Below are 21,433 nucleotides of genomic sequence, written 5' to 3' on the forward strand. Positions count from 1 at the left end.
GAAAGAAATGTCGGGAAACCGTCTTTTCCCTGACATATCAATGCATTGCACAGTTCCTGGCATGCTGCTTGGCCCGCAGGAAATTGTGGATTCTGCGCATGGGGGCGTGTCGGATGGCGCAGTGCAGCATGGTACATTCGGCGATTGCCAGGTCACTCCGCCTTGAGGCAGCACCCCAGGGCTACCGGGTCAATCCCCCCCTATTTGTTTGAGAGAGACATCATGAAGATTCATGAATACCAAGGCAAGGACATCTTGCGTCAGTTTGGTGTGCCTGTACCTCGCGGTATCCCTGCGTTCACAGTGCAAGAGGCCGTCGAGGCCGCCCAAAAGCTCGGCGGCCCCGTGTGGGTCGTGAAGGCCCAGATCCACGCTGGTGGTCGCGGCAAGGGCGGCGGCGTGAAGGTTGCCAAGAGCATCGACGACGTCAAGGCACTGGCTGGCCAGATCCTGGGCATGCAGCTGGTCACGCACCAGACCGGCCCCGAAGGCCAGAAGGTCCGCCGCCTGTACATCGAAGACGGCGCCGACATCCAGAAGGAGTACTACCTGTCGTGCGTGACCGACCGCGCCACGCAGAAGGTGGCCTTCATCGCTTCCAGCGAAGGCGGCATGGACATCGAGGAAGTGGCCCACTCCACGCCCGAGAAGATCATCACCATCTTCGTCGATCCCCTGGTCGGTCTGACCCAGGCCCAGGGCGAAGAGCTGGCCAAGGGCATCGGCATGCCTGCCGACTCCACTGCCCAGTTCATCGACATCTGCCAGAAGCTCTACAAGTGCTACATGGACACGGATGCCTCGCTGGTCGAGATCAACCCCCTGAACCGTGACAGCAAGGGCAATGTCATTGCCCTGGACGCCAAGTTCAACTTCGACGCCAACGCCCTGTTCCGCCTGCCCGAAATCGTGGCACTGCGCGACCTGGACGAAGAAGATCCCGCCGAAGTCGAAGCCTCCAAGTTCGATCTGGCCTACATCTCGCTGGACGGCAACATCGGCTGCCTGGTCAACGGTGCCGGCCTGGCCATGGCCACCATGGACACCATCAAGCTGTTCGGCGGCGAGCCGGCCAACTTCCTGGACGTGGGCGGCGGCGCCACCCCCGAGAAGGTCACCGAAGCCTTCAAGATCATGCTGAAGAACCCCAAGGTCGAAGGCATTCTGGTCAACATCTTCGGCGGCATCATGAAGTGCGACACCATCGCCACCGGCGTGATCACTGCCTGCAAGGCCGTGAACCTGCAAGTGCCCCTCGTCGTGCGCATGAAGGGCACGAACGAAGAACTGGGCAAGAAGATGCTGGCCGAGTCCGGCCTGCCCATCATCAGCGCCGACACCATGGCCGAAGCGGCCACGAAGATCGTCGAAGCCGTCAAGTAAGCAGGCCCGGAGAACACACCATGTCTATCTACATCAATAAAGACACCAAGGTCATCACCCAAGGCATCACGGGCAAGACGGGCCAGTTCCACACGGAAAAATGCATCGAGTACGCGAACGGCAAGAACTGCTTCGTGGCCGGTGTGAACCCCAAGAAGGCCGGCGAAAAGATCTTCGACGTGCCAATCTACGCCTCCGTCAAGGAAGCCGCACAAGGCACGGGCGCCACGGTCTCCGTGATCTACGTTCCCCCCGCAGGCGCTGCCGCCGCGATCTGGGAAGCCGTGGAAGCCGACCTGGACCTGGCCATCTGCATCACCGAAGGCATCCCTGTCCGTGACATGCTGGAAGTGCGCAACAAGATGCGCGCCAAGGAAGCTGCAGGCGGCAAGCGCACCCTGCTGCTGGGCCCCAACTGCCCCGGCCTGATCACGCCCGACGAGATCAAGATCGGCATCATGCCCGGCCACATCCACAAGAAGGGCCGCGTCGGCGTGGTCAGCCGCTCCGGCACGCTGACCTACGAAGCCGTGGCTCAGCTGACCGAACTGGGCATTGGCCAGTCGTCGGCCGTGGGCATCGGCGGTGACCCGATCAACGGCCTCAAGCACATCGACGTGATGAAGGCCTTCAACGACGATCCCGACACCGACGCCGTCATCATGATCGGCGAAATCGGCGGTCCCGACGAAGCCGAAGCTGCCCGCTGGTGCAAGGACAACATGAAGAAGCCGATCGTCGGCTTCATCGCTGGTGTCACCGCCCCTCCCGGCAAGCGCATGGGCCACGCCGGCGCGCTGATCTCCGGCGGCGCCGACACGGCCGACGCCAAGCTGGCCATCATGGAAGAGTGCGGTTTCGTCATCACCCGCAATCCCTCCGAAATGGGCCGCCTGCTCAAGGGCCTGATCTAAGCGGCACCGGTTCTGCGTGACATCCAGGGTTCGCCCCAGGAAGAAATTACGCAGAATTACGAATCGGTAAGGCGGCAAGTCCGCCCTACACTGACGACTCCAAAAAAGAAAAAGCGCCAGAGGCTACCGCCCTGGCGCTTTTCAACTCATAACAGCGGAGAAACCATGGAATACCTGCAAAGCGCCGATTTCTGGATCGGCCTGTTGAAAATCGTCTGGATCAACATCATCCTGTCTGGCGACAACGCCGTCGTCATCGCCCTCGCAGCACGCTCGCTGCCTCCCGCACAGCAAAAGAAAGCCGTCATGTTCGGCTCCGGCGCCGCCGTGGTGCTGCGGATCATCCTGACCGTGGTCGCGGCCAAGCTGCTGGAGCTGTCGTTCCTGCAGATCGTGGGCGGCTGCCTGCTGCTGTGGATCGGCCTGCAGCTGCTGACCGGCGAAGAAGATGATGAAGGCGAATCCAAGGGCCATGGCAGCATGATGGTTGCCATCCGCACCATCCTGATCGCCGATCTGGTGATGAGCCTGGACAACGTGATCGCCGTGGCCGCCACTGCCCAGGGCAACATGGTCCTGCTGATCCTGGGCCTGGCCATCAGCATCCCGCTGGTGATCTTCGGCTCCACGCTGATGATCAAGCTCATGGAGCGCTTCCCCGTCATCATCACGCTGGGCGCCGCCCTGATCGGCTGGGTCGGCGGAGAAACCATCGTCAACGACCGCCTGCTGCACGGCTACGCCATCAGCCACCCCTGGCTGCACTATGTGGCGGCCGCAGCCGGCGCCGTGCTGGTCGTGGGCATTGGCAAGTTCCTGCAGGCGCGCTCAGGCGCAAAGCACGCAGCCCAGGCCTGACGCTGCCGCAGGCAGCACCTTCGCCGCATCACGAACGCACTGCCCCGGCAGTGCGTTTTTGCTTTGCGAGGACCCATCTTGATGTGGCGTCAAGCTGACGAGCCGTTGCGCCCGCGCATTCCGGGCACTTGCGCGCACTGTTTTCATTTACGCTGTGCACCGGTCTTCACCATTGCATCTGCACACCAGGGACTGATGGCACCACCGCCGAATCCGTCCTTTGCCACCATGCCCAGCGCCCCCCAAATCCCGGACCAACCCACCCGGCAGGAAGCTCCTGCCCAGTACTGCGCCATGGTTGCACGCACCGATGTGGGCCGGCGCCGTGACAACAACGAGGACGCCGTCACCATCCATCCCAGCGCCCAGCCCTGGCCCATTGCCGTGCTGGCCGATGGCATGGGCGGCTACAACGCCGGCGAAGTCGCCAGCGCCATGGCCATTAGTCTGGTATCCGTGGCGCTGCAAAGCACCACCACCGAGGCGCCCGTGGCCAACACGCCGCAGGCCCGCCAGGAATTGCAGCAGTCACTTGCCAATGCCCTGAACCTGGCCAACGCCGCCATCCTCACCGCCGCCCAGGAAACACCCGGCTGCCGCGGCATGGGCACCACCGTCATCGCAGCCGCTTTGCTGCCCGGCCTGCTGATGCTGGCCCACCTCGGCGACTCGCGGGCCTATGGATGGCGCGATGGCCAACTGCTGCGCCTGACCCGGGACCACACCTGGCTCCAGGAAGAAATCGACGCAGGCCGCATCCAGGACCACGAAGCCCGGCAGTCCGGCCTGGGCCACCTGCTCACCCAGGCCCTGGGCGTGACCCAGGACGTCACACCCGACTTCAATGAATGGCCGCTGCAGCCTGGCGACCGCATCCTGCTGTGCTCCGACGGCCTTACCGACATGCTCGATGACGACGCCATTGCCGCACTGTTCAAGCAGTCCAGCCCGCTGCCCGTGCTGCTGACCTCGCTGCTCACGGCCGCCAATGAAGCAGGCGGAAACGACAACATCAGCGCAGCGCTCATCGAACTCCAGGCCAACCCGCCCTCTGCCGCCTGCGCTGCCATCGATTGAGCCCAGACAGAGCGCAGGGATCGACGGCAGAACCCATCCGATGGACGCGCTTGCGTGCGCAGAAACCCCAGGTTCCAATTGTCAAAAATGATTGCGCACCCAACAATCGGTCAAAGACAAGCCATAGCCTGTATCAAATACGATGACGGACTCCGGCGTGCCCGGGCCGCAGACATAATAGTTGGATAGACCCCAGCTCCGGATCACCCAGTGCAGTGCAAGCCGGGCATAACAAAGGAATTTTGAGCATGCCGACCCTGGTCATCTCCATCGACGGCGCCGTCATCAAGGAAGTGCAGCTGACCAAGGAGCGCACCACGCTGGGACGCCGCCCCTACAACGACATCGTCATCGACAACCTCGCGGTCAGCGGGGAGCATGCCGTGCTCAGCATCGTCGACGGTGCCGTCATCATCGAAGACCTGCGCAGCACCAATGGCACCTATGTCAACGGCCAGCCCATACTGCGCCAGACCCTGAACCACGGCGACCTACTGGACATCGGCAAGTACAAGATCCGCTTCGTCCAGCAGCAGGCCAGCGCCTCCTCGCGCTCGGCCCTTGCCGCCATTGCCGCCGCCGTCGAGGCCACCCGCCCCGCCCCGCTGGCCGAAGCGGACCTGCCTTCGCAGTTCAGCTCGGAGACCCCTTCGGGCTTCGACCACACCCTGCCCCCCTCCATGGCCGGCCTGGCCACGCGCCAGGCCGCCATCCGCATGCTCAACGGCAACGCCGCCGGCCGCGAAGTCCCCCTGGTCAAGGTCGTCACCACCCTGGGCAAGCCCGGCGTGGCCGTGGCCTCCATCACCCAGAAGCACCACGGCTTCGTGCTGGCCCAGCTGGAAGGCGACGCCCCCAGCCTCAAGCTCAACGGCCAGGAAATCGGCCGCCGCGCTGCACCGCTGCAGCATGGCGACACGCTGGAACTCGCTGGCACCCAGATGCAGTTCCTGGTGGCCTGAAGGACCGGCTTGATCTACTGACAAGCTACGCCAATGCATTTTTAGCAAGCTCACCATCCTTGACAAAAATGTCACGCAACTTGGATCAATTTGTCAGAGAATGCGCATCAACCGTGTAAGTTGCAACCAAACCCTACATTGCAAGGACCTTCGGTCCCTCCAGCACAGCTGGCACGGCTCTTGCTCGACAGAGCATGCAATCAACCCCTATGAGGAGAAGTTCATGAAGCGTTCCATCCAGCAAGGTTTTACCTTGATCGAATTGATGATCGTCGTGGCGATCATCGGCATTTTGGCAGCCGTTGCGCTGCCGGCTTATCAGGATTACACGGTGCGCTCGCGTATCACTGAAGGCCTCGGCCTTGCACAGCCAGCCCGTTCTGGCTTGGCTACCGACGGAGTTGCCAGCCTGAATGACTATCAACGTTTTGTTGCTACATGGAACGCACAAGCAGGCGGCACGGGCGCAAATTCCAAGTTTGTAAACGCTGTGTTCTTCAGCGACAACGGCACTTCTGCTCTTGCTGGCTCGTCCGCCACTGGTGCTGCAGCTGAACATATCGCAATTCGCTACAATGCGGCCAATGTCGGCAGCCTGGGTAGCCGCGTTTTGCTGCAACTGTATCCTCGTATGCGCACAGGCACTGCAAGTGAAGCTGCCGTAACTCTGCCGACCGCATGGGCTGCGGGTAAATCTGGTGCTCTTGACTGGGCTTGTGTTGGCGAGACTGCGACGACTGCTTTGTCCACTGGTCGCCGTCTGGGCGGTGGTTTCACACCTCTCGACATCGGCGTTCTGGCAAAGTACTCCCCTGCTGAATGCCGCTGATATCGAAATATTTTTCGATAGATAAAAAGGAGCGCTTTGCGCTCCTTTTTTTATCAAAAACAGATATTTTTGCATTTTTTACAAATTACAAACCGCGAAGATGCAAGGAAATAGATTTCCTTGCCTCGCAATGCTGTGGCCCAGCATTCTACATATTTTAAATCACACACAATTGTGGACAGTAGAGTAAAAAGCGCTTTGCGTGCAGCAAGCTTGCATCTCCTTGCTAGTTCAGCTATTGCAACAGGTATTGCCTTTTTGGTATTTTGGCTGTGGTTTCCTTTCCCCTACCGCGAGCTGGTTGGCGGCAGGAGCCTTTTCTTGCTGATCATTGGTGTAGATGTCATATGCGGCCCAGCACTCACTGCCATTGTTTTCAATCCTCGCAAGCCTCGACGCGAACTTATTCAGGATCTGAGCCTGGTCATGATACTCCAGCTGGCAGCACTGATCTATGGCCTTTTCACCTTGAGCCAGGCCAGGCCGGTATATACAGTTTTTGAGACAGATCGTTTTCGAGTCATCACTGCAGCAGATATCTCACCAGAAAAACTACAACCCAGACAAGGTGGATTACAGGTTCTGCCATGGATGGGTCCCCGGATCATCGGCACAAGAACACCCCAAGGAGGACAGGAATTTCTGGAAAGCCTTGATTTATCTTTGGCCGGAATCGATCCATCCATGCGACCCGATTGGTGGCAGCCTTATGAAATGAGCAAGGCAGCGGTGCTGGAGAGGGCCAAGAAAGTGGAATTACTGAGGAATAAGCATCCCACCCAACATCAATTGATTGATCAAGCGATCAGAGACAGCGGGCTTTCGGAACAATATCTGGCATGGCTGCCATTGACCAGTTTTCGAAGCCTGGAATGGGTTGCCTTCATTGATTCCCGAACAGCCGAAATAAAATCCTTTGCGCCTGTCGATGGATTCTAACCATCATGAGCCATGATTCTCCAAAACCTCAAGAATATCATTCAAACCATTGATGCACCGAAATGGCTACTCCTTGCAATATTTATTGCATTGAATGGATTGTTTCAATGGATATCCATACACTTTGGCTATAAGAGATATTTCATCAGCGCGGAGATATTTCTATCCTTCTTTCTCGTGGCGATTGGCTTCAAGTGGATCGGATCAGCCGCCTTCATATTTTCTATTTCTCAGGAAATATTCCTGGGAATGACAAAAGTATTTTACCTTTTCAACTATTCACAGATAAGCACGATTACAAGCTTTGCCTTTGAGGCCAAGCCTTCCTACTTGGCAGCATTGGCTGTCTGCTCCGGAATAATAGCACTACTATTCATCAAATCCATCAAGCTTCTGGAATCAATCAATTGGAAGCGTGTGTTCACCACAGGTATATTACTGGCCTTGCTCCAAGGGGCATTTTCATTTCGTGAAGGAAACTTCACCCATCCCTCATACCTTGATCGCAGTGACCTCATTTTTGGCAGTTCTTCCTATTTCATAGGAAATTTGCAGGCATTGAACGAGCAGGCGTTCTTCCTCACCAGCAATGACAATGTGGAGTATCACAAGATAACCCAGCCTTCCGCAGCGTCTCTCTCCCTTTCCGGGCCCCTGCCCGACAAAATACTTCTCATAATTACTGAATCCTGGGGAAAACCAAAAGACAATTCCATATTGGAAAAACAGATTACAGCGATAACATCCAACCCTCACTCATCCCATATTCAAACTGGAAGTATACACGCCGTAGGCTCCACCATATTCGGCGAATTTCGCGAGCTGTGCGGAAAGATTCCCACAAAACTGAAATTCAAGAACATATCCAGCGACGAAAATTCAGTCGGAGAATGCCTTCCCGCATTGCTTCACTCCAAAGGCTACAAAACGGTATCGTTGCACGGCGCCCACAGCACCATGTATGGACGACTGGAATGGTATCCAGTAGTCGGATTTCACGAAATGATATTCAAGGAAATTCTTCCAATATCCCGAAAGACAGAATGCTATTCATTCCCTGGATATTGTGACAAGTACCTTTTCAGCATAGCAAAAGAGAAACTCTCATCAGCACCGAAGACATTTGTCTACTGGATGACACTTAATTCACACACCCCTTATGATGAGAGAGATGTAAGCAATTTCCGCGAGAGCATCTGCAAGCTGGCATTTGGAGAAATATACGAATCTCAACTGTGCACCTACCATCAATTGCACACTCAATTCTTTGAAGAATTATCAGAAATGATCAACGACAAGAAAATGCACGGGGTCAAGGTGGTCGTCGTGGGAGATCATGCCCCCATCTTCAATAGCGAATCAGCCCGCATGCAATTTGAAGCCGATCAGGTTCCCATGCTTCAGTTCACCGTCCAGTAGGTTTATATCGTTGACTTGATTACTGCATGAGCGGCATTCAAACTTCCTGACTTGCCCCCTCGCTTCTCCACGACCCTCACCCCCTCCATCACCATGCCCTTGTCCACCGCCTTGCACATGTCGTAGACCGTGAGCAGGGCGACCTGAACAGCGGTGAGCGCCTCCATCTCCACGCCCGTGGGCCCCACCGTTTCCACCGTGGCCATGCAGCGGACGGCAGATGCCTCGGCCAACAGCTCAAACTCCACAGCCACCCGCGTCAACGCCAGCGGATGGCACAGCGGAATCAGGTCACTGGTCTTCTTGGCGGCCATGATGCCGGCGATGCGCGCAATGCCCAGCACGTCGCCCTTCTTGGCGGTGCCGCTCTGGATGATGGCCAGGGTGGCGGGCTGCATGGTGATGCGGCCTTCGGCGACCGCGATGCGGTGGGTGGCAGGCTTGGCGCCGACATCGACCATGTGGGCCTGGCCCTGGGCGTCGAAATGGGTGAGGGAAGACATGGCACAACTCCAAAAAATGCACGGGCCGGTCTACGGCAGACCTGACACGCTGGTCAGTCCTGCCGTGAACGTTCGGCGAACCGAGGCATCATAGTGGGGTGTTCCACCGCCCGGCATCAAGGTGCAGGGCCCGGCCTTCTGGCCTCCTACCTGCCCATGCGCCCATCACGCCTGAAGACACGTTTCGCCGTTGGCCTGCAGTTGCTGGCCGCGTCCCTCACCATCGCAACGCATGCCCCCGCACAGGCCCAGTTGCGCCTGCCAACGCTGGGCGACGGCGCGGCCACGACGACCAGTGACGAGCGGCGCCTGGGTGACCGCATCATCCGCTCGCTGTACCGCGATCCGGACTACATAGACGACGCCGTTCTGCAGGAATATGTGGAAGGCATCTGGCAGCACCTGGTTGATGCGGCGCGCACGCGTGGCGAGCTGTCGGACGAGCTGGAAGAGCGCTTTGCCTGGGAGATCCTGCTGGGGCGGGACCGCTCGGTCAACGCCTTTGCGCTGCCCGGCGGCTATCTGGGAGTGCACCTGGGACTGATCGGAGTGGTCAGCACGCGCGACGAGCTGGCGTCGGTGCTGGCGCATGAGCTGAGCCACGTCACGCAGCGCCACATTGCGCGGCTCATTGCCCAGCAGGGCAAGCAGACGCCGCTGATGATCGGCTCGATGATCCTGGGCGCCCTGGCCGCCAGCCGCAGCCCGGATGCCGCCATGGCGATGATGATGGGCGGCCAGGCGCTGGCCGTGCAGAACCAGCTGAACTTCTCTCGCGACATGGAACGCGAGGCCGACCGCATGGGTTATGGCTTGATGGCGCCTGCGGGCTTTGCGCCGCAGGGCTTTGTCACCATGTTCGACAAGCTGCAGCAGGCCAATAGGCTCAATGACAACGGCAGCTGGCCCTATCTGCGCAGCCATCCGCTGACCACGGAGCGCATGGCCGACATGCATTCACGCCTGCCGCGCGGCGTTGCGCCCGCGCCCGCCCCTTCCCTGGAACACGTGATGATGGCCGCACGGGCCCGCGTGCTGTCGCGCCCGGGCGTGGACGTGCTGCGCCAGTGGGCCGAGCTGCCGCGCTCCACCAGCTTTGGCAGCCAAACCCCGACCCAGCAGGTGGCACAGTTGTATGCCGCCACACTGAGCGCCGTGCAATTGCGCGATTGGGCCGAGGCGCGGGAAATGTCCGGGCGCCTTCAAGCGGCCACGGCCGCCGATCCCGGCGCCCTGCGGCAGGCCAAGCTGCTGCAGGCCGAACTGGAGCTGACAGCCGGCAAGCCCGGCGCCGCGTTGCAGGCGTTGCCACCGCTCTACCTGCCTGCAGCCGCACCTGCCCAGGCCAGTCCCACGGAATCCGTCCCCGCCAAGACAACGGAAAGCGGCCCCAGTCTGGCCACCGTCAATGTGGTCGAAAGCCGTGCGGTGCGCCGGCCCGAGCTGCTGATGCGCACACAGATCCTGCTGCGCGAGCAGGGCGCCGCCAGCATGGCAGGCCCGCTGCATACCTGGGTGACGGACCACCCGCGCGATGCCAGCGCCTGGCAACTGCTGGCCCAGGTTCAGCGCTCTCAGGGCCAGGAGCTGCGCGCGCTGCGCGCCGAGGCCGAGGCCCAGGTTGCGCACTACGACTATGCGGCCGCGGTGGATCGCTTCAAGGCAGCGCAGGAACTGGCCCGCAAGGGCGGGCCCAAGGTGGATTTCATTGAAGCCTCCATCGTGGACACGCGGCTGCGTGCCGTGGAGGAGCTGCTAAGGGAACAGGCGCGCGAGAAGTGACTCGATGGCCAGGCCCAGCAGCGAGTAGATGAGCGCGCCCAGCATGGCCGCCCAAAAGCCCGCGACATGAAAGCCGCTGAGCAGGCCCGAGGCTGCCCAGAACATCAGTCCGTTGACCACGAAGAGAAACAGCCCGACCGTCACGATGGTCACGGGCAGCGTCAACACCACGAGGATGGGCCGCAGCACCGCGTTGAGCAGGCCGATGACCAGCGCCGCGATCATGGCCGAGCTGAAGCTGTTGACCTGCACGCCACCATAGAGATAGGCCACGACCAGCAGGGCACCGGCGCTGAGCAGCCATTTGATCAGGATTTTCATGCGGGCAGCATAGCAGCAGCCAGCAGATCCGGGTTGAGGCGGCGCACTGGGAACCGTGGACCGGAGAACTCCATGAAAAACGGCATCCCGTTTTCCGGGATGCCGTCCTGACAGTGATCGCCTGACCAGAGCAGCCAGGCAGATGCAAGCCTTTAGACCATCGCTTCCTCGAACACCAAGCCCATCAGCGCGCCGATGGCCGCCAGCGTTCCCGGAAGATTCCAGCGCCGGCCCAGCGGGGCTGCAGGCGCCACGGCTGGGGCCGTGGCTTCCTGCTTGGGGCGGCGCGCATCGACGATCTGGGCCGCGCCATGCTCCTGCTGGAGCTGGGCCACCAGTTCGGCCAGCGGCCCCTTGGCCAGCACCGGCGTGATTCGGCCTGCACTGTCACCGAACACCGGCAGCAACTGGGCAAACAGCTTGTCGGCCCACTTGCCGCGCCAGCTTTCGCGTGCGCTGTGGCTCACCCATTTGCTGACACGGTGGGTTATGCGCGGTGCGCAGGCCACCAGCAACCAGTGCGAGGACTGGGCCTGCGGCGAGGCGGCCAGGGCCTGGACCAGAGGCAGAGCGTAGGAAGCGTCATCCACGTAGACGATGATGGGGTTCAAAGCAAGTCCTTGTCGAACTGGGTTTGCGGGGTGGGACAGGCGGGCGGTCAAAGCCGCCCTTGCACTGGATTGTCGCGAATCGGCGCGGGAGGCCAGACAGGCCAACCCGGCGCCAACCTCAACTTTTCAGGAAATCAAGCTCCGTGGGCATCCGCCTTGGGAGCAGGACGGCGCGAAGCGATGTACTTGCCCAGTGCCAGCACCAGCAGGGCTCCGAACACGCTGGCACCGTACTTGAGCATGTCGGTCTGGGGCAGCTTGACCATCCAGTCCCACTTCTCCGTATTGGCGAAGACGGGGTCGGTGACCAGCATGCCGCCGGCAATCCAGCCCAGCAGCATGCCGCCGGCCACGATGATGATGGGGAAGCGCTCCATCAGCTTGATCACGAGCTGCGAGCCCCAGACGATGATGGGGATGGAGATCAACAGACCCAGCACGACCAGCAGCAGCTGGTGCTCGCCCGAGCTCTGTGCGGCGCCGGCGATGGCGATCACGTTGTCCACGCTCATCACCAGGTCGGCGACGATGATGGTCTTGATGGCCGCCAGCAGCTTGTCGCTGCCCTGGATGTTGTCATGGCCATCTTCATCAGGTGCAATCAGCTTAATACCGATCCACACCAGCAGCAGTGCGCCGACAAACTTCAGGAAGGGCAGCGCCAGCAGCGTCATCGCGAAGGCGATCAGGATGACGCGCAGGATGATGGCGCCAGCCGTGCCCCAGATGATGCCCTTCTTGCGCTGCGCGGGCGGCAGCTTGCGGCAGGCCAGCGCGATCACGACCGCGTTGTCCCCGCCCAGCAGGATGTCGATGATGATGATTTGGCCCAGGGCCACCCAGAACGGGGCGTGAGTCAGAAAGTCCAAGTCCATAAGGTCCTCGCTGTTGAGTACGGCCGGCGGAAACTCCTCCCTCCTGGAGAAACACCCACCAGCACAGAAAGACCGATGCGACGACACAGCGCCTACCCGGGCAAGGACATGCCTGGCTCAGGGGAGAACACCTTGATCGACCGTCATCAGGTCCATCAAAGGTCTTGCTCGGCTGCGGTATGCACCGCAGCCCGGAAGGCCGGAAGCTTGCGCTTCGTATTGACGACCATTCCGATGCCGGCGCGGTGGCTTTGCAAACACCCCTGCCGGCAGAGAGCTACTCCCCTTCGAACCTGCGGATTGCAACACAAAGCCGCTGCGGCACGCAAGTGAAAAAACCCTTCAATTCCACGGAAAGCACAAGCAACACATCCCGCACTCCTTTTATACATCTACCCCCAACGCTTCACTATTCATAGCAACCCTGAAGCTGATGGAGTGTTGCAGCAGTGCCCGGCCGAGGACTGGCATGCGCCTTATCATCGCTGTCCCTTCCCCTTGCCCGTCCATGACCGCACTGCACATCACCGATATCGAAGCCGCCATCAACTACTGGCGAGAGCGCCACCCGTCCCCGGATGGTGTGCTGCTGCAGCCCGAAGTACGGGCCCTGGCCGAGGTGTACGCGCTGATGATCTTCTGGCATGAGACCGAAGTGCAGGTTGAGGGCTTTCCCTCGCACGCCATGGCAGCCTGGCTGGCCTGGTACGACACGACCCCCGATACGCCCTGCATCGCCATCTGCTCCACCAGCCAGGGCGACGAGAAATGCAAGGGTTGTGGCCGCAGCTTCGACGAAGTGCAGATGTGGACCGCCATGGAGCCACCACAGAAGCGCGCCGTATGGCGCAGGATCACGACAGAAGGCGACTCCTGGCGCTTTACCCGCTATGCAGAGCGTGCGGCCGAGCGCGCGGACATATCGCGCAAACCCGGCTGATTGCCGTATATCGCACCGAACCAGTGCGATGTTGCAGGCGGCCTAACATCAGTCCCCATGCTGCAGACCGCTGCTTCCAGCCACCGCCGCCCCCGCCCCTGCATGCGCCTCACGGCAAGTGATGCGGGGAGCACGCGCGTGCCGGCCAGCAAGGCCTGGCCTGCCACGGCCGCTCGCCTGCGCGAGCGCGATGCAGCGCGGCTGAACATCGGCCCCAGACAGGCCGCACGGTCTTGATGCGCTGCCCTGCGCGGAACCGGGCAGCGTCGCTTCACTGAATCCGCTCTTCTTGCGCCGCCTTCACCTTGAAACTGAAGACGGTTGGGTTTTCACGCGTCTGCCGGGCCACAAGGCCTGCCGACAAAGCGAGCTTTGCCGTGACCTGTCTAGCCTTTGCCCCAGCCGGGCCCTCGTTTTCCTCCCTCTGGCGCCATCTGCGTGATGCCGCGGCGCATCGCGCCTCGGCCCGCTTGCGGCCGCACCACGTCACCGAACTGCGCATCGACGTGATGCAGCCGCTGGTGGAGGGCGAGCTCGAAGCCATTCATGAGCGCCTGTACCAGCCCGGCAACAAGCTGCACGGCCTGGAGCGACGTCCGCTTCACGATCCGCAGTTCCAGCTGCACTGGCGGGAGGCCGACGGCGAATGGTTTGCCTACGTGGAGGATATGGAGCGGCGCTGCCTGGCCGGCTACACGGTGTTCAATCGCCTGGTCGAAGTGGACAAGCGCACCGACCGCCGCGTGCGCTCGCCCCATTCGCGCTTTGCGCCGGACTACCAGCGGCGCGGCATCGCCAGCGCCGTCTACCGCAGCGTGCTCGATACGGGCACCTGCCTCGTCAGCGGCGCACGCCAGTCGCCGGGTGCACACGGCCTGTGGAACCATCTGGCGCGCAGCTATGACGGCCGCTATGTGGGCATCACGGAGAGCAAGTCGCTGATCCATCTGGGCTGCAATGTGCCCGACGATGTCATGGACCGGCTGTCCACTCGCCGCATGCTGCTGGGCGCGGGCTGGACGGTGAAGTCCTTCGCCCAGGCCGTCCGGATGCAGGTGCCTGACTGAGACAGTGGCTTGCTTGGGCCAGTGCCCGGCTACTTCCAGCGCAGCGGCTCGATGAAGACCGTGCCCAGATTGCTGCTGAGCGTCAATGCGCCTTCCTGGATGGTGGCCTGCAGTTGCATGCTGCGCTCGGCCAGCTCCGCCAGCGACTGGGAGGTTTCGGAGGGAATCCGCCAGACCTGCAGCTTGTTCAGTCGTGCCAGCTTGCCTTCCAGGCCTTTCCACCAGACTTCCGCCGCATGGTGGAAGGCGTAGAGCACTACGGCATCGGACTTGTTGCATGCCTTGGCGATGGGCTTTTCCTCGGGCTGGCCGACCTCGATCCACAGGCGCTTGGCTCCCGTGAAGTCGGTCAGCGAGACATCGGGATCCTCGGGATCGGACAGGCCCGCGCCAAAGGCCAGCGTGCCGTCGCCGTTGCACATGTCGCTGAGCTGGTGGGCATTGAGGGCCAGGGCCACAAGGCGCACCATCATGCGCTCGTCCGTTTCGCTGGGATGGCGAGCCAGGGTCAGCGCATGGTCGGCGTAGTAGCCGTGGTCAATGTCGGCGATGGACAGGTTCGCCTTGAAGATGGTGGATTTGAGGGCCATGAGACAGGTAGTTCGGCAGGTGAGGGTCAGCCCGTCACATGCGACGAAGGGATTTTGGGAGCACCCGAAGCGGGCCGGGCAGGCTTGAAGGTCAGTGCCTGCTTTTCCAGCAAATGCCAGGACAGCACGGCCAGCAGGCCCGTGCCGGCCACGGTGCAGGCCAGAGCTGCGCCATAGCCGAGCCGGTCCGCGAAATGCCAGACCACCAGCTGCTGCACGGGAAAGGCGTAAATGTACAGGCCGTAAGAGAAATCGCCGAAATGCCCTGCATGCTTGAGAAGGGGCGTGGATGCCGATCCTGCCACCACGGAAAAAACTGCAAGCGCCAGCAAGGGTGCCTGGCCCGCAATGATCGCCGGGCCTTTGAAGTAGAGGACGGCAAGCAGCAGCAGCATTGCAGTCATCGCCAACGGGCGGCGCTCTATCCACAGATGGCGCCAGCAGGCCAGCGTCGCGCCCAGCGCGAACACCATGCCGTATTGCAGTCCGAACGACCAGGCAGGCATGGCAGCACCCGGCGCTGGGCTGTAGTGCCACTGCATGCCCAAAAGCAGCGCAAGAAATGCCAGGGGAGCAACCCAGGGCCAGCGCATCACACCCAGGGCTCCGGCTGCAGCAAGGAAGGCATAGCAGCCCACTTCCAGCGGGATGGTCCACAAGGGGCCATTGACCGATGAAGCCAGCACGTTGCCATCAAATACGCCCGGCAGCGCAAACTGTGTGTCCAGCCACAGGTTGCGCAGATAGTCCCACGTCAATGGATGCGCGAGATAGGCCTTCAAGGGCAAGGTGGTGACCAAGGGCCCGAGCACGAAAGCGCAGAGCAGGACGGCTGCGATGAGGCCGGGCCAGATACGCAGTGCCCGGCGCGCCGCAAAGCGCCCCAGATGCGGGTCAGCCAGCCAGGACAAGGTGACGAGATAGCCACTGATGGCAAAGAAGATGACCACGCCCAGCGCCCCGGGCTCGTTGTGCAGGAGCTGGGGAACCGGCAAGCCCATGACCGCGAACTGATGGCTCCAGATGACCAGCAGTGCGGCCAGCAGTCTCAGCGCGTCGAAATTGTTGGATCGCGCCGAAGTGCCGGCACCATAGGCCTGCATCAACTCAGACGCGGCGCGCCAGCTCGGCCGCCTTGCCCACATAGGAGGCAGGCGTCATGGCCAGCAGGCGGTCCTTGTCGGCCTGGGGGATTTCCAGGCCGTTGATCAGGCGGTGCAGGTCTTCGGCCTGCACGGTCTTGCCGCGCGTGACTTCCTTGAGCTTTTCGTAGGCGCCCTGCACGCCGTAGCGGCGCATCACGGTCTGGATGGGCTCGGCCAGGACTTCCCAGGCGTTGTCCAGGTCTTCCTGCAGGCGCTCTTCGTTGAGTTCGAGCTTGTTCAGGCCGGTCATCAGCGAGCTGTAGGCCAACGTGGCATAGCCCATGGCCACGCCGATGTTGCGCAGCACGGTCGAATCGGTCAGGTCACGCTGCCAGCGCGAGATGGGCAGCTTTTCGGCCAGGTGCTTGAGCAGGGCGTTGGCCAGGCCCAGGTTGCCTTCGGCATTCTCGAAGTCGATGGGGTTGACCTTGTGCGGCATGGTCGAGGAGCCGATCTCGCCGGCCTTCAGGCGCTGCTTGAAGTAGCCCAGGGACACATAGCCCCAGACATCGCGCGAGAAGTCGATGAGGATGGTGTTGGCGCGCGCGATGGCGTCGAACAGCTCGGCCATGTAGTCATGCGGCTCGATCTGGATCGAGTAGGGCTGGAAGCTCAGGCCCAGACCCTGGGGTTCCGGCGACTCGATCACGTTCTTGCTGAAGGCTTCCCAGTCGAACTCGGGCCAGGCGGAAAGGTGGGCGTTGTAGTTGCCGACGGCGCCGTTCATCTTGGCCAGGAGCTTGACCTCGGCAATGCGCGCGGCTGCCTTTTCCAGGCGCACCAGCACGTTGGCGATTTCCTTGCCCACGGTGGTGGGGCTGGCGGTCTGGCCGTGCGTGCGGCTGAGCATGGGCACGGCAGCATAGGCATGGGCCATCTCGCGCAGCTTGGCCGTGATGCCGGAGATTGCAGGCAGCAGCACGCTGTCGCGGCCGGCGCGCAGTTGCAGCGCGTGGCTGGTGTTGTTGATGTCTTCGCTGGTGCATGCAAAGTGCACGAATTCGGCGGCCTTGAGCAGCTCGGGACGGCCGTCGAACTTGCCCTTGATCCAGTACTCCACGGCCTTGACGTCGTGGTTGGTGGTCTTCTCGATGTCCTTGATGGCCACGGCATCGGCCTCGGAGAAGTTCTTCACCAGGTCCTGCAGATAGACGCGCGCGCCTTCGGACAGGGGCTTGAACTCGGCAAAGCCGGCATCCGACAGGGCGATGAACCAGGTGACCTCCACCTGCACGCGGCGGTGCATGTATCCCATCTCGCTCATGATCGGGCGCAGAGGAGACAGTTTGGCGGCGTAGCGGCCGTCGAGCGGGGACAGGGCGGAGATGTGCGGCAGATTCATGGGCCGTGATTGTAGGTGCGCGCGGCAAAAACGGGGGCCGAGGGGGAGATCGCCGGGCAGCGCATAGAATCTGCTGCCCGCCCATGGGCCGCCTCTTCGCCACGGAAAATTGCCATGAAACTGATAGGTTCCTCCACCAGCGCCTACGTACGCAAGGTACGCGTCGTACTGGCAGAGAAAAGGCTCGACTATCAGTTCGTCGAGGAAAACCCCTGGAGCCGCGAGCTGTCGCCCGGCACCGGCAACCCGCTGGGCAAGGTGCCGCGCCTGGTCATGGACGGCAGCGATGCCATGTTCGACTCGCGCGTGATCGTCGAATATCTGGACACACTTTCCCCGGTAGGCAAGCTGATCCCCGGCACGGGGCGCGAGCGCGCCGAGATCAAGACCTGGGAAGCACTGGCCGATGGCCTGCTGGATGCCGGGGCGCTGGCCCGCCTCGAAGCCACTTGGGATGGCCGCAGCGAAGAACAGCGCTGCCAGGCATGGATAGACCGCCAGCTTGCCAAGGTGCGGGCTGCACTGAACGTGATGTCCCAGGGCCTGGGCGACAAGCCGTATTGCTGCGGCATCCACTTCACCCTGGCCGACGTGTGCGTGGGCTGTGCCCTGGGCTGGCTGGACTTTCGCTTTCCCGAGCTGGACTGGCGCGCCGACCACCCCAATCTGGCCGCACTGCAGGCCAAGCTGGCCGAGCGTGCCAGTTTTGCAGCCACGCGCCCTCCCCAGCCCTGACGCCGCACCAGCCCGGGAATGCAAAAAGGCCACCCGATGGGTGGCCTTTTTGCTGGCATAAAAAAGTTGCGAAGCATCCCGAAACGAATAAAGAGAGGGAGGGAGGAGAAGCGCTTCGGGCGGAACAGTTCAGGACTGTGGCCCCAGAGGCTTCGCAACGTGAAATTCGGTCTGGATACTCTCTCTCAACAAGCTGTTCAATAGATGAGCTACTTTTGCAGAAGTTCCAGGGGTCGTGGGCAGGAAAAATGTAACATTTTGAGGATGCCCGCGATCCTGCTGTAGGCCAATTTCCACGGATGCTGAAGTGAAGGCGTTCGCAGCCGCAAGCCGCCTTCTTTGCTTCACATCGTCAAGCCGCAACGGCGTTGGCGAAAACCGCATCCCACAAGGCCTTGACGGGCGCACTCAGCGGCTCGGCCTGCCCTGGCACCAGCTGTGCCGAGCGCTCATCCAGCCGTGCCACGTGCTGCAGGCGGCGCAGTTCGCGATAGGCCCGGGCCGCCTGCTGGCCTACGCCGGCCGGGATCAATCCTGCCTGTTCGGCGCGCTGCAGCAACGCGATATTGCCGAGGTTGGCCATCAGTTCCGGGTGCGAGGCCGATTGCGAGAGCACGAGGTACTGGACCGCGAATTCCACATCGACCATGCCGCCCGGGCTGTGCTTGACATCGAACAGGCCGCCGCGCACCGGATGGGCGCCGCGCACGCGTTCGCGCATGGCGACGATTTCGTCGCGCAGCGCCGAGGCGTCGCGAGGCGCGGTGATCACAGCCTCGCGCACGGCATCGAAGCGGGCCTGCAGATCGTCGCTGCCCAGCACGAAGCGCGCCCGCGTCATGGCCTGGTGCTCCCAGGTCCACGCCGTGTTGCTGCCGCGCTGCTGCTGGTAGTTGGCATAGGAGGCGAAGCTGGTCACCAGCAGGCCCGAGTTGCCGTTGGGGCGCAGCGCGGTGTCGATCTCGAACAGGTCGCCCTCGCCCGTCTTGACGGCCAGCCAGTTGATGAGCTTGCGCACAAAGGCGGCATAGATCTCGGAGGCGTGTTCGTCTTCGTCATCGAAGACGAAGACGATGTCCAGGTCGCTGCCGTAGCCCAGCTCCTTTCCGCCCAGCTTGCCGTAGCCGATGATGGCGAACTGCGGCGACTCGCGGTGGCGGTTCTTGAGCCGGCTCCAGCACCAGCTGGCCGTCACCCGCAGCACGCAGTCGGCCAGTGCGCTGAGATCGTCCGCCACCTGCTCGACCGTGATGCGACCTTCGATATCGCGCGCCAGCGTGCGAAAGACCTCGGCATGGTGGGCGCGGCGCAGCAGGTTCAGCAGGGTTTCGTCATCGTCCTCGCCCGTGGCCTGCAGCGCGGCCAGGCGCAGGGCCAGCTCATGCTCGAAGTCCATGGGCGAGAAACGCTCGCCCAGCATGGCTTCGTTGGCCAGCTCGTCGATCACGCCCGGGTACTGCTGCAGGTAGCGCGCGGGCCAGCGTGCCGCGCCCAGCAGGTCCAGCAGCCGCTCGTGCACGGCGGGGCGCTCCAGCAGCAGGGCCAGATAGCTTTCACGGCGCAGCAGCGGCTCCAGCCAGTTCAGAAAGCGCAGCGCGGCGTCTTCGGGCACGCTGCGCTCGGCCACCCATTGCGCCGTGCGCTGCACGAGTCGAAACAGCCGGCCGCGCGCCTCGTCGCGCAGGTTGGCGATGCGGGCATTGCCGCGCCAGTCGGCCACATGGGCGGCCAGGGCTGGCGGCAACTGCTCCATGAGGCCGTCTATCTCGCGCGGCGTGCCCTGGGCGGGGCTGCGCGCGCCGTTGCAACGGCCCGAGCCGCACTGGGGCTGGGCCGAGCCGCCCAGCAGGGTGTCGAATTCCTCGGCCACCTTTTCGCGATGGGCATCGAGCTGGTGCAAAAAGGCGCAGGCATCGGCAAAGCCCATGGTGCGCGCAATCCATTCCAGGTCATCGTCGCGGGTGGGCAGCACATGGGTCTGCTGGTCGTCCAGGTACTGGATACGGTGCTCGACACGGCGCAAAAAGGTGTAGGCCGAGCCCAGGGCGTCGGCCACTTCCTGGCTCATGAGGCCGGCGCGCGCCAGGCGGCCCAGCGCCTCCAGCGTGGGGCGGCAGCGCAGTTCGGGGAACTGGCCGCCACGCACCACCTGCAGCAGCTGCACGGTGAATTCGATCTCGCGGATGCCGCCGCGCGAGAGCTTGACGTCATTGGAGCGGCCCGGATGGCCCGCGCTGCGCCGCGCCGCATGCTCGCGGATCTGGCGGTGCAGCGAGCGCAGCGCATCAAAGACCGCGTAGTCCAGGTAGCGGCGAAAGACAAAGGGCAGGACCACGGCACGCAGCGCCTGCACCTGCTGGGAGCGCACGCAGTCCATGGGCGCCACGACGCGGCTCTTGAGCCAGGCAAAGCGCTCCCACTCGCGTCCATGGGTCTGCAGATACTCCTCCAGCGAGGCCAGCGAGACGGCCGAAGGCCCCGAGTTCCCGTTGGGACGCAGCGCCAGGTCCACGCGGAAGACAAAGCCGTGCTCGGTGGTGTCGCCGATCAGGCCGTAGATGCCCTTGACCACGCGCGCGAAGTACTCGTGGTTGGAGATCACCCCGCGCCCATCGGGCAGGCCGGCGGTGTCGCCGTCCTGCTCGTAGACGTAGATCAGGTCGATGTCGCTGGAGACGTTGAGCTCGCGTGCGCCCAGCTTGCCCATGCCGATGATCCACAGCTGCACGGGCCGGCCGTCGGGGCCTTGGGGCGCGCCATGGCGCGCGTCGAGCTCGGCGCGCGCCTGGATGCAGGCGCGCTCCAGCGCCAGCTCGGCCAGCTCGGTCACGGCGCGCGTGACCACGGCCAGCGGCGCCTGCTGCTCGCAGTCGAGCACCATGGTGCGCTCCATGACCAGCTGGCGCAGCACACGCAGCGCAGCCGACAGGTCCAGGCCACGCTCCAGCAGTGCCGCCAGGGCCTGCTCCATGGACGCGCGCTCGGGCGGACCCGGCGGCAAGAGGCTCAGCTCGTCGCCATAGCGACGGTGCAGCCGTTGGTGAAAACGGGAATAGGCGGCCTGTGCGGGGACATTCAAGGCCGTACCTGCCATTGCGTGAACTGAGGATTGCATACGGAACGCGAAAGAAGCGGCCACTC

At 62.3% G+C, this 21,433-nt stretch carries 21 protein-coding genes; 13 read left to right on the plus strand and 8 right to left on the minus strand.

What is annotated here, in order from left to right; genetic code table 11:
* Positions 1-222: 222 nt before the first annotated feature.
* The 8 genes from sucC (at position 223) to ACRSCF_RS29225 (ending at position 8,381) form a co-directional block, all read left to right on the plus strand.
* Positions 223-1,383 carry an ADP-forming succinate--CoA ligase subunit beta gene (gene sucC, locus ACRSCF_RS29190; protein WP_016449395.1) on the plus strand — a complete coding sequence of 387 codons (1,161 nt, stop codon included), beginning with the start codon at positions 223-225 and terminating at the stop codon, positions 1,381-1,383.
* Between the two features lie 20 nt (positions 1,384-1,403).
* A complete protein-coding gene (gene sucD, locus ACRSCF_RS29195) occupies positions 1,404-2,297 on the plus strand; it encodes a succinate--CoA ligase subunit alpha (protein ID WP_016449394.1) in 894 nt (297 codons plus the stop codon).
* 165 nt (positions 2,298-2,462) lie between these two features.
* A complete protein-coding gene (locus tag ACRSCF_RS29200) occupies positions 2,463-3,155 on the plus strand; it encodes a TerC family protein (RefSeq protein ID WP_016449393.1) in 693 nt (230 codons plus the stop codon).
* 294 nt (positions 3,156-3,449) lie between these two features.
* On the plus strand, positions 3,450-4,232 hold the full coding sequence (locus ACRSCF_RS29205; RefSeq protein ID WP_047474588.1) for a PP2C family protein-serine/threonine phosphatase: 783 nt from the start codon (positions 3,450-3,452) through the stop codon (positions 4,230-4,232).
* A gap of 248 nt (positions 4,233-4,480) precedes the next feature.
* A complete protein-coding gene (locus tag ACRSCF_RS29210) occupies positions 4,481-5,194 on the plus strand; it encodes an FHA domain-containing protein (RefSeq protein WP_244387634.1) in 714 nt (237 codons plus the stop codon).
* A gap of 223 nt (positions 5,195-5,417) precedes the next feature.
* Entirely contained in the window at positions 5,418-6,023 is a 606-nt protein-coding gene (locus ACRSCF_RS29215) for a pilin (RefSeq protein ID WP_034366228.1), read from the plus strand.
* 174 nt (positions 6,024-6,197) lie between these two features.
* Positions 6,198-6,962, plus strand: a complete 765-nt coding sequence (gene tfpZ / locus ACRSCF_RS29220; protein ID WP_279495516.1) for a TfpX/TfpZ family type IV pilin accessory protein — start codon at positions 6,198-6,200, stop codon at positions 6,960-6,962.
* 12 nt (positions 6,963-6,974) lie between these two features.
* A complete protein-coding gene (locus ACRSCF_RS29225) occupies positions 6,975-8,381 on the plus strand; it encodes a sulfatase-like hydrolase/transferase (protein WP_158528274.1) in 1,407 nt (468 codons plus the stop codon).
* Between the two features lie 2 nt (positions 8,382-8,383).
* Here the strand turns inward: ACRSCF_RS29225 and moaC are convergent, their stop codons facing one another.
* A complete protein-coding gene (gene moaC, locus ACRSCF_RS29230) occupies positions 8,384-8,884 on the minus strand; it encodes a cyclic pyranopterin monophosphate synthase MoaC (protein ID WP_034366225.1) in 501 nt (166 codons plus the stop codon).
* A gap of 156 nt (positions 8,885-9,040) precedes the next feature.
* On the opposite strand from moaC, the gene ACRSCF_RS29235 reads away from it, so the two are divergent.
* Positions 9,041-10,666 (plus strand): M48 family metalloprotease, encoded by a 1,626-nt coding sequence (locus ACRSCF_RS29235; protein ID WP_016449387.1) that lies wholly within the window; start codon positions 9,041-9,043, stop codon positions 10,664-10,666.
* Here the strand turns inward: ACRSCF_RS29235 and ACRSCF_RS29240 are convergent.
* The 3 genes from ACRSCF_RS29240 to ACRSCF_RS29250 all read right to left on the minus strand — a co-directional run bounded on the left by ACRSCF_RS29240 (position 10,640) and on the right by ACRSCF_RS29250 (position 12,473).
* Complete coding sequence (locus ACRSCF_RS29240; protein ID WP_012202791.1) at positions 10,640-10,987, minus strand: phage holin family protein; 348 nt, start codon at positions 10,985-10,987, stop codon at positions 10,640-10,642. The genes ACRSCF_RS29235 and ACRSCF_RS29240 overlap by 27 nt on opposite strands.
* A 152-nt stretch (positions 10,988-11,139) precedes the next feature.
* Positions 11,140-11,598, minus strand: coding sequence for a hypothetical protein (locus ACRSCF_RS29245; protein WP_016449386.1), 459 nt, complete (start codon positions 11,596-11,598; stop codon positions 11,140-11,142).
* A 134-nt stretch (positions 11,599-11,732) separates the two neighbouring features.
* On the minus strand, positions 11,733-12,473 hold the full coding sequence (locus ACRSCF_RS29250) for a TerC family protein (RefSeq protein ID WP_016449385.1): 741 nt from the start codon (positions 12,471-12,473) through the stop codon (positions 11,733-11,735).
* A 508-nt stretch (positions 12,474-12,981) separates the two neighbouring features.
* Here ACRSCF_RS29250 and ACRSCF_RS29255 point away from each other — a divergent pair.
* From ACRSCF_RS29255 to ACRSCF_RS29265, 3 genes are all read left to right on the plus strand, one after another.
* On the plus strand, positions 12,982-13,413 hold the full coding sequence (locus ACRSCF_RS29255; RefSeq protein WP_017404072.1) for a DUF3717 domain-containing protein: 432 nt from the start codon (positions 12,982-12,984) through the stop codon (positions 13,411-13,413).
* Positions 13,414-13,470: 57 nt separating this feature from the next.
* Positions 13,471-13,650, plus strand: a complete 180-nt coding sequence (locus ACRSCF_RS29260; RefSeq protein WP_017404071.1) for a hypothetical protein — start codon at positions 13,471-13,473, stop codon at positions 13,648-13,650.
* A 140-nt stretch (positions 13,651-13,790) separates the two neighbouring features.
* Entirely contained in the window at positions 13,791-14,480 is a 690-nt protein-coding gene (locus ACRSCF_RS29265; RefSeq protein ID WP_026062040.1) for a hypothetical protein, read from the plus strand.
* Positions 14,481-14,509: 29 nt separating this feature from the next.
* Here ACRSCF_RS29265 and ACRSCF_RS29270 read toward each other — a convergent pair whose 3' ends face one another.
* From ACRSCF_RS29270 to purB, 3 genes are read right to left on the minus strand one after another with little or no spacing between them, the layout of a single operon-like run.
* Entirely contained in the window at positions 14,510-15,070 is a 561-nt protein-coding gene (locus tag ACRSCF_RS29270) for a YaeQ family protein (RefSeq protein ID WP_017404069.1), read from the minus strand.
* Positions 15,071-15,096: 26 nt separating this feature from the next.
* A complete protein-coding gene (locus tag ACRSCF_RS29275; RefSeq protein ID WP_034366240.1) occupies positions 15,097-16,173 on the minus strand; it encodes an acyltransferase family protein in 1,077 nt (358 codons plus the stop codon).
* 4 nt (positions 16,174-16,177) lie between these two features.
* A complete protein-coding gene (gene purB / locus ACRSCF_RS29280; RefSeq protein ID WP_017404067.1) occupies positions 16,178-17,557 on the minus strand; it encodes an adenylosuccinate lyase in 1,380 nt (459 codons plus the stop codon).
* Positions 17,558-17,671: 114 nt separating this feature from the next.
* Between purB and ACRSCF_RS29285 the strand changes: the two genes are divergently transcribed.
* Positions 17,672-18,292 carry a glutathione S-transferase family protein gene (locus tag ACRSCF_RS29285; RefSeq protein WP_016449378.1) on the plus strand — a complete coding sequence of 207 codons (621 nt, stop codon included), beginning with the start codon at positions 17,672-17,674 and terminating at the stop codon, positions 18,290-18,292.
* Between the two features lie 352 nt (positions 18,293-18,644).
* Here ACRSCF_RS29285 and glnE read toward each other — a convergent pair whose 3' ends face one another.
* Positions 18,645-21,386: a bifunctional [glutamate--ammonia ligase]-adenylyl-L-tyrosine phosphorylase/[glutamate--ammonia-ligase] adenylyltransferase gene (gene glnE, locus ACRSCF_RS29290; RefSeq protein ID WP_432676131.1), complete on the minus strand. Its 2,742-nt coding sequence runs from the start codon at positions 21,384-21,386 to the stop codon at positions 18,645-18,647.
* Positions 21,387-21,433 lie beyond the last annotated feature (47 nt).

The organism is Delftia sp. 11MD, assembly GCF_050907895.1.
GTDB lineage: Bacteria > Pseudomonadota > Gammaproteobacteria > Burkholderiales > Burkholderiaceae_C > Comamonas > Comamonas tsuruhatensis.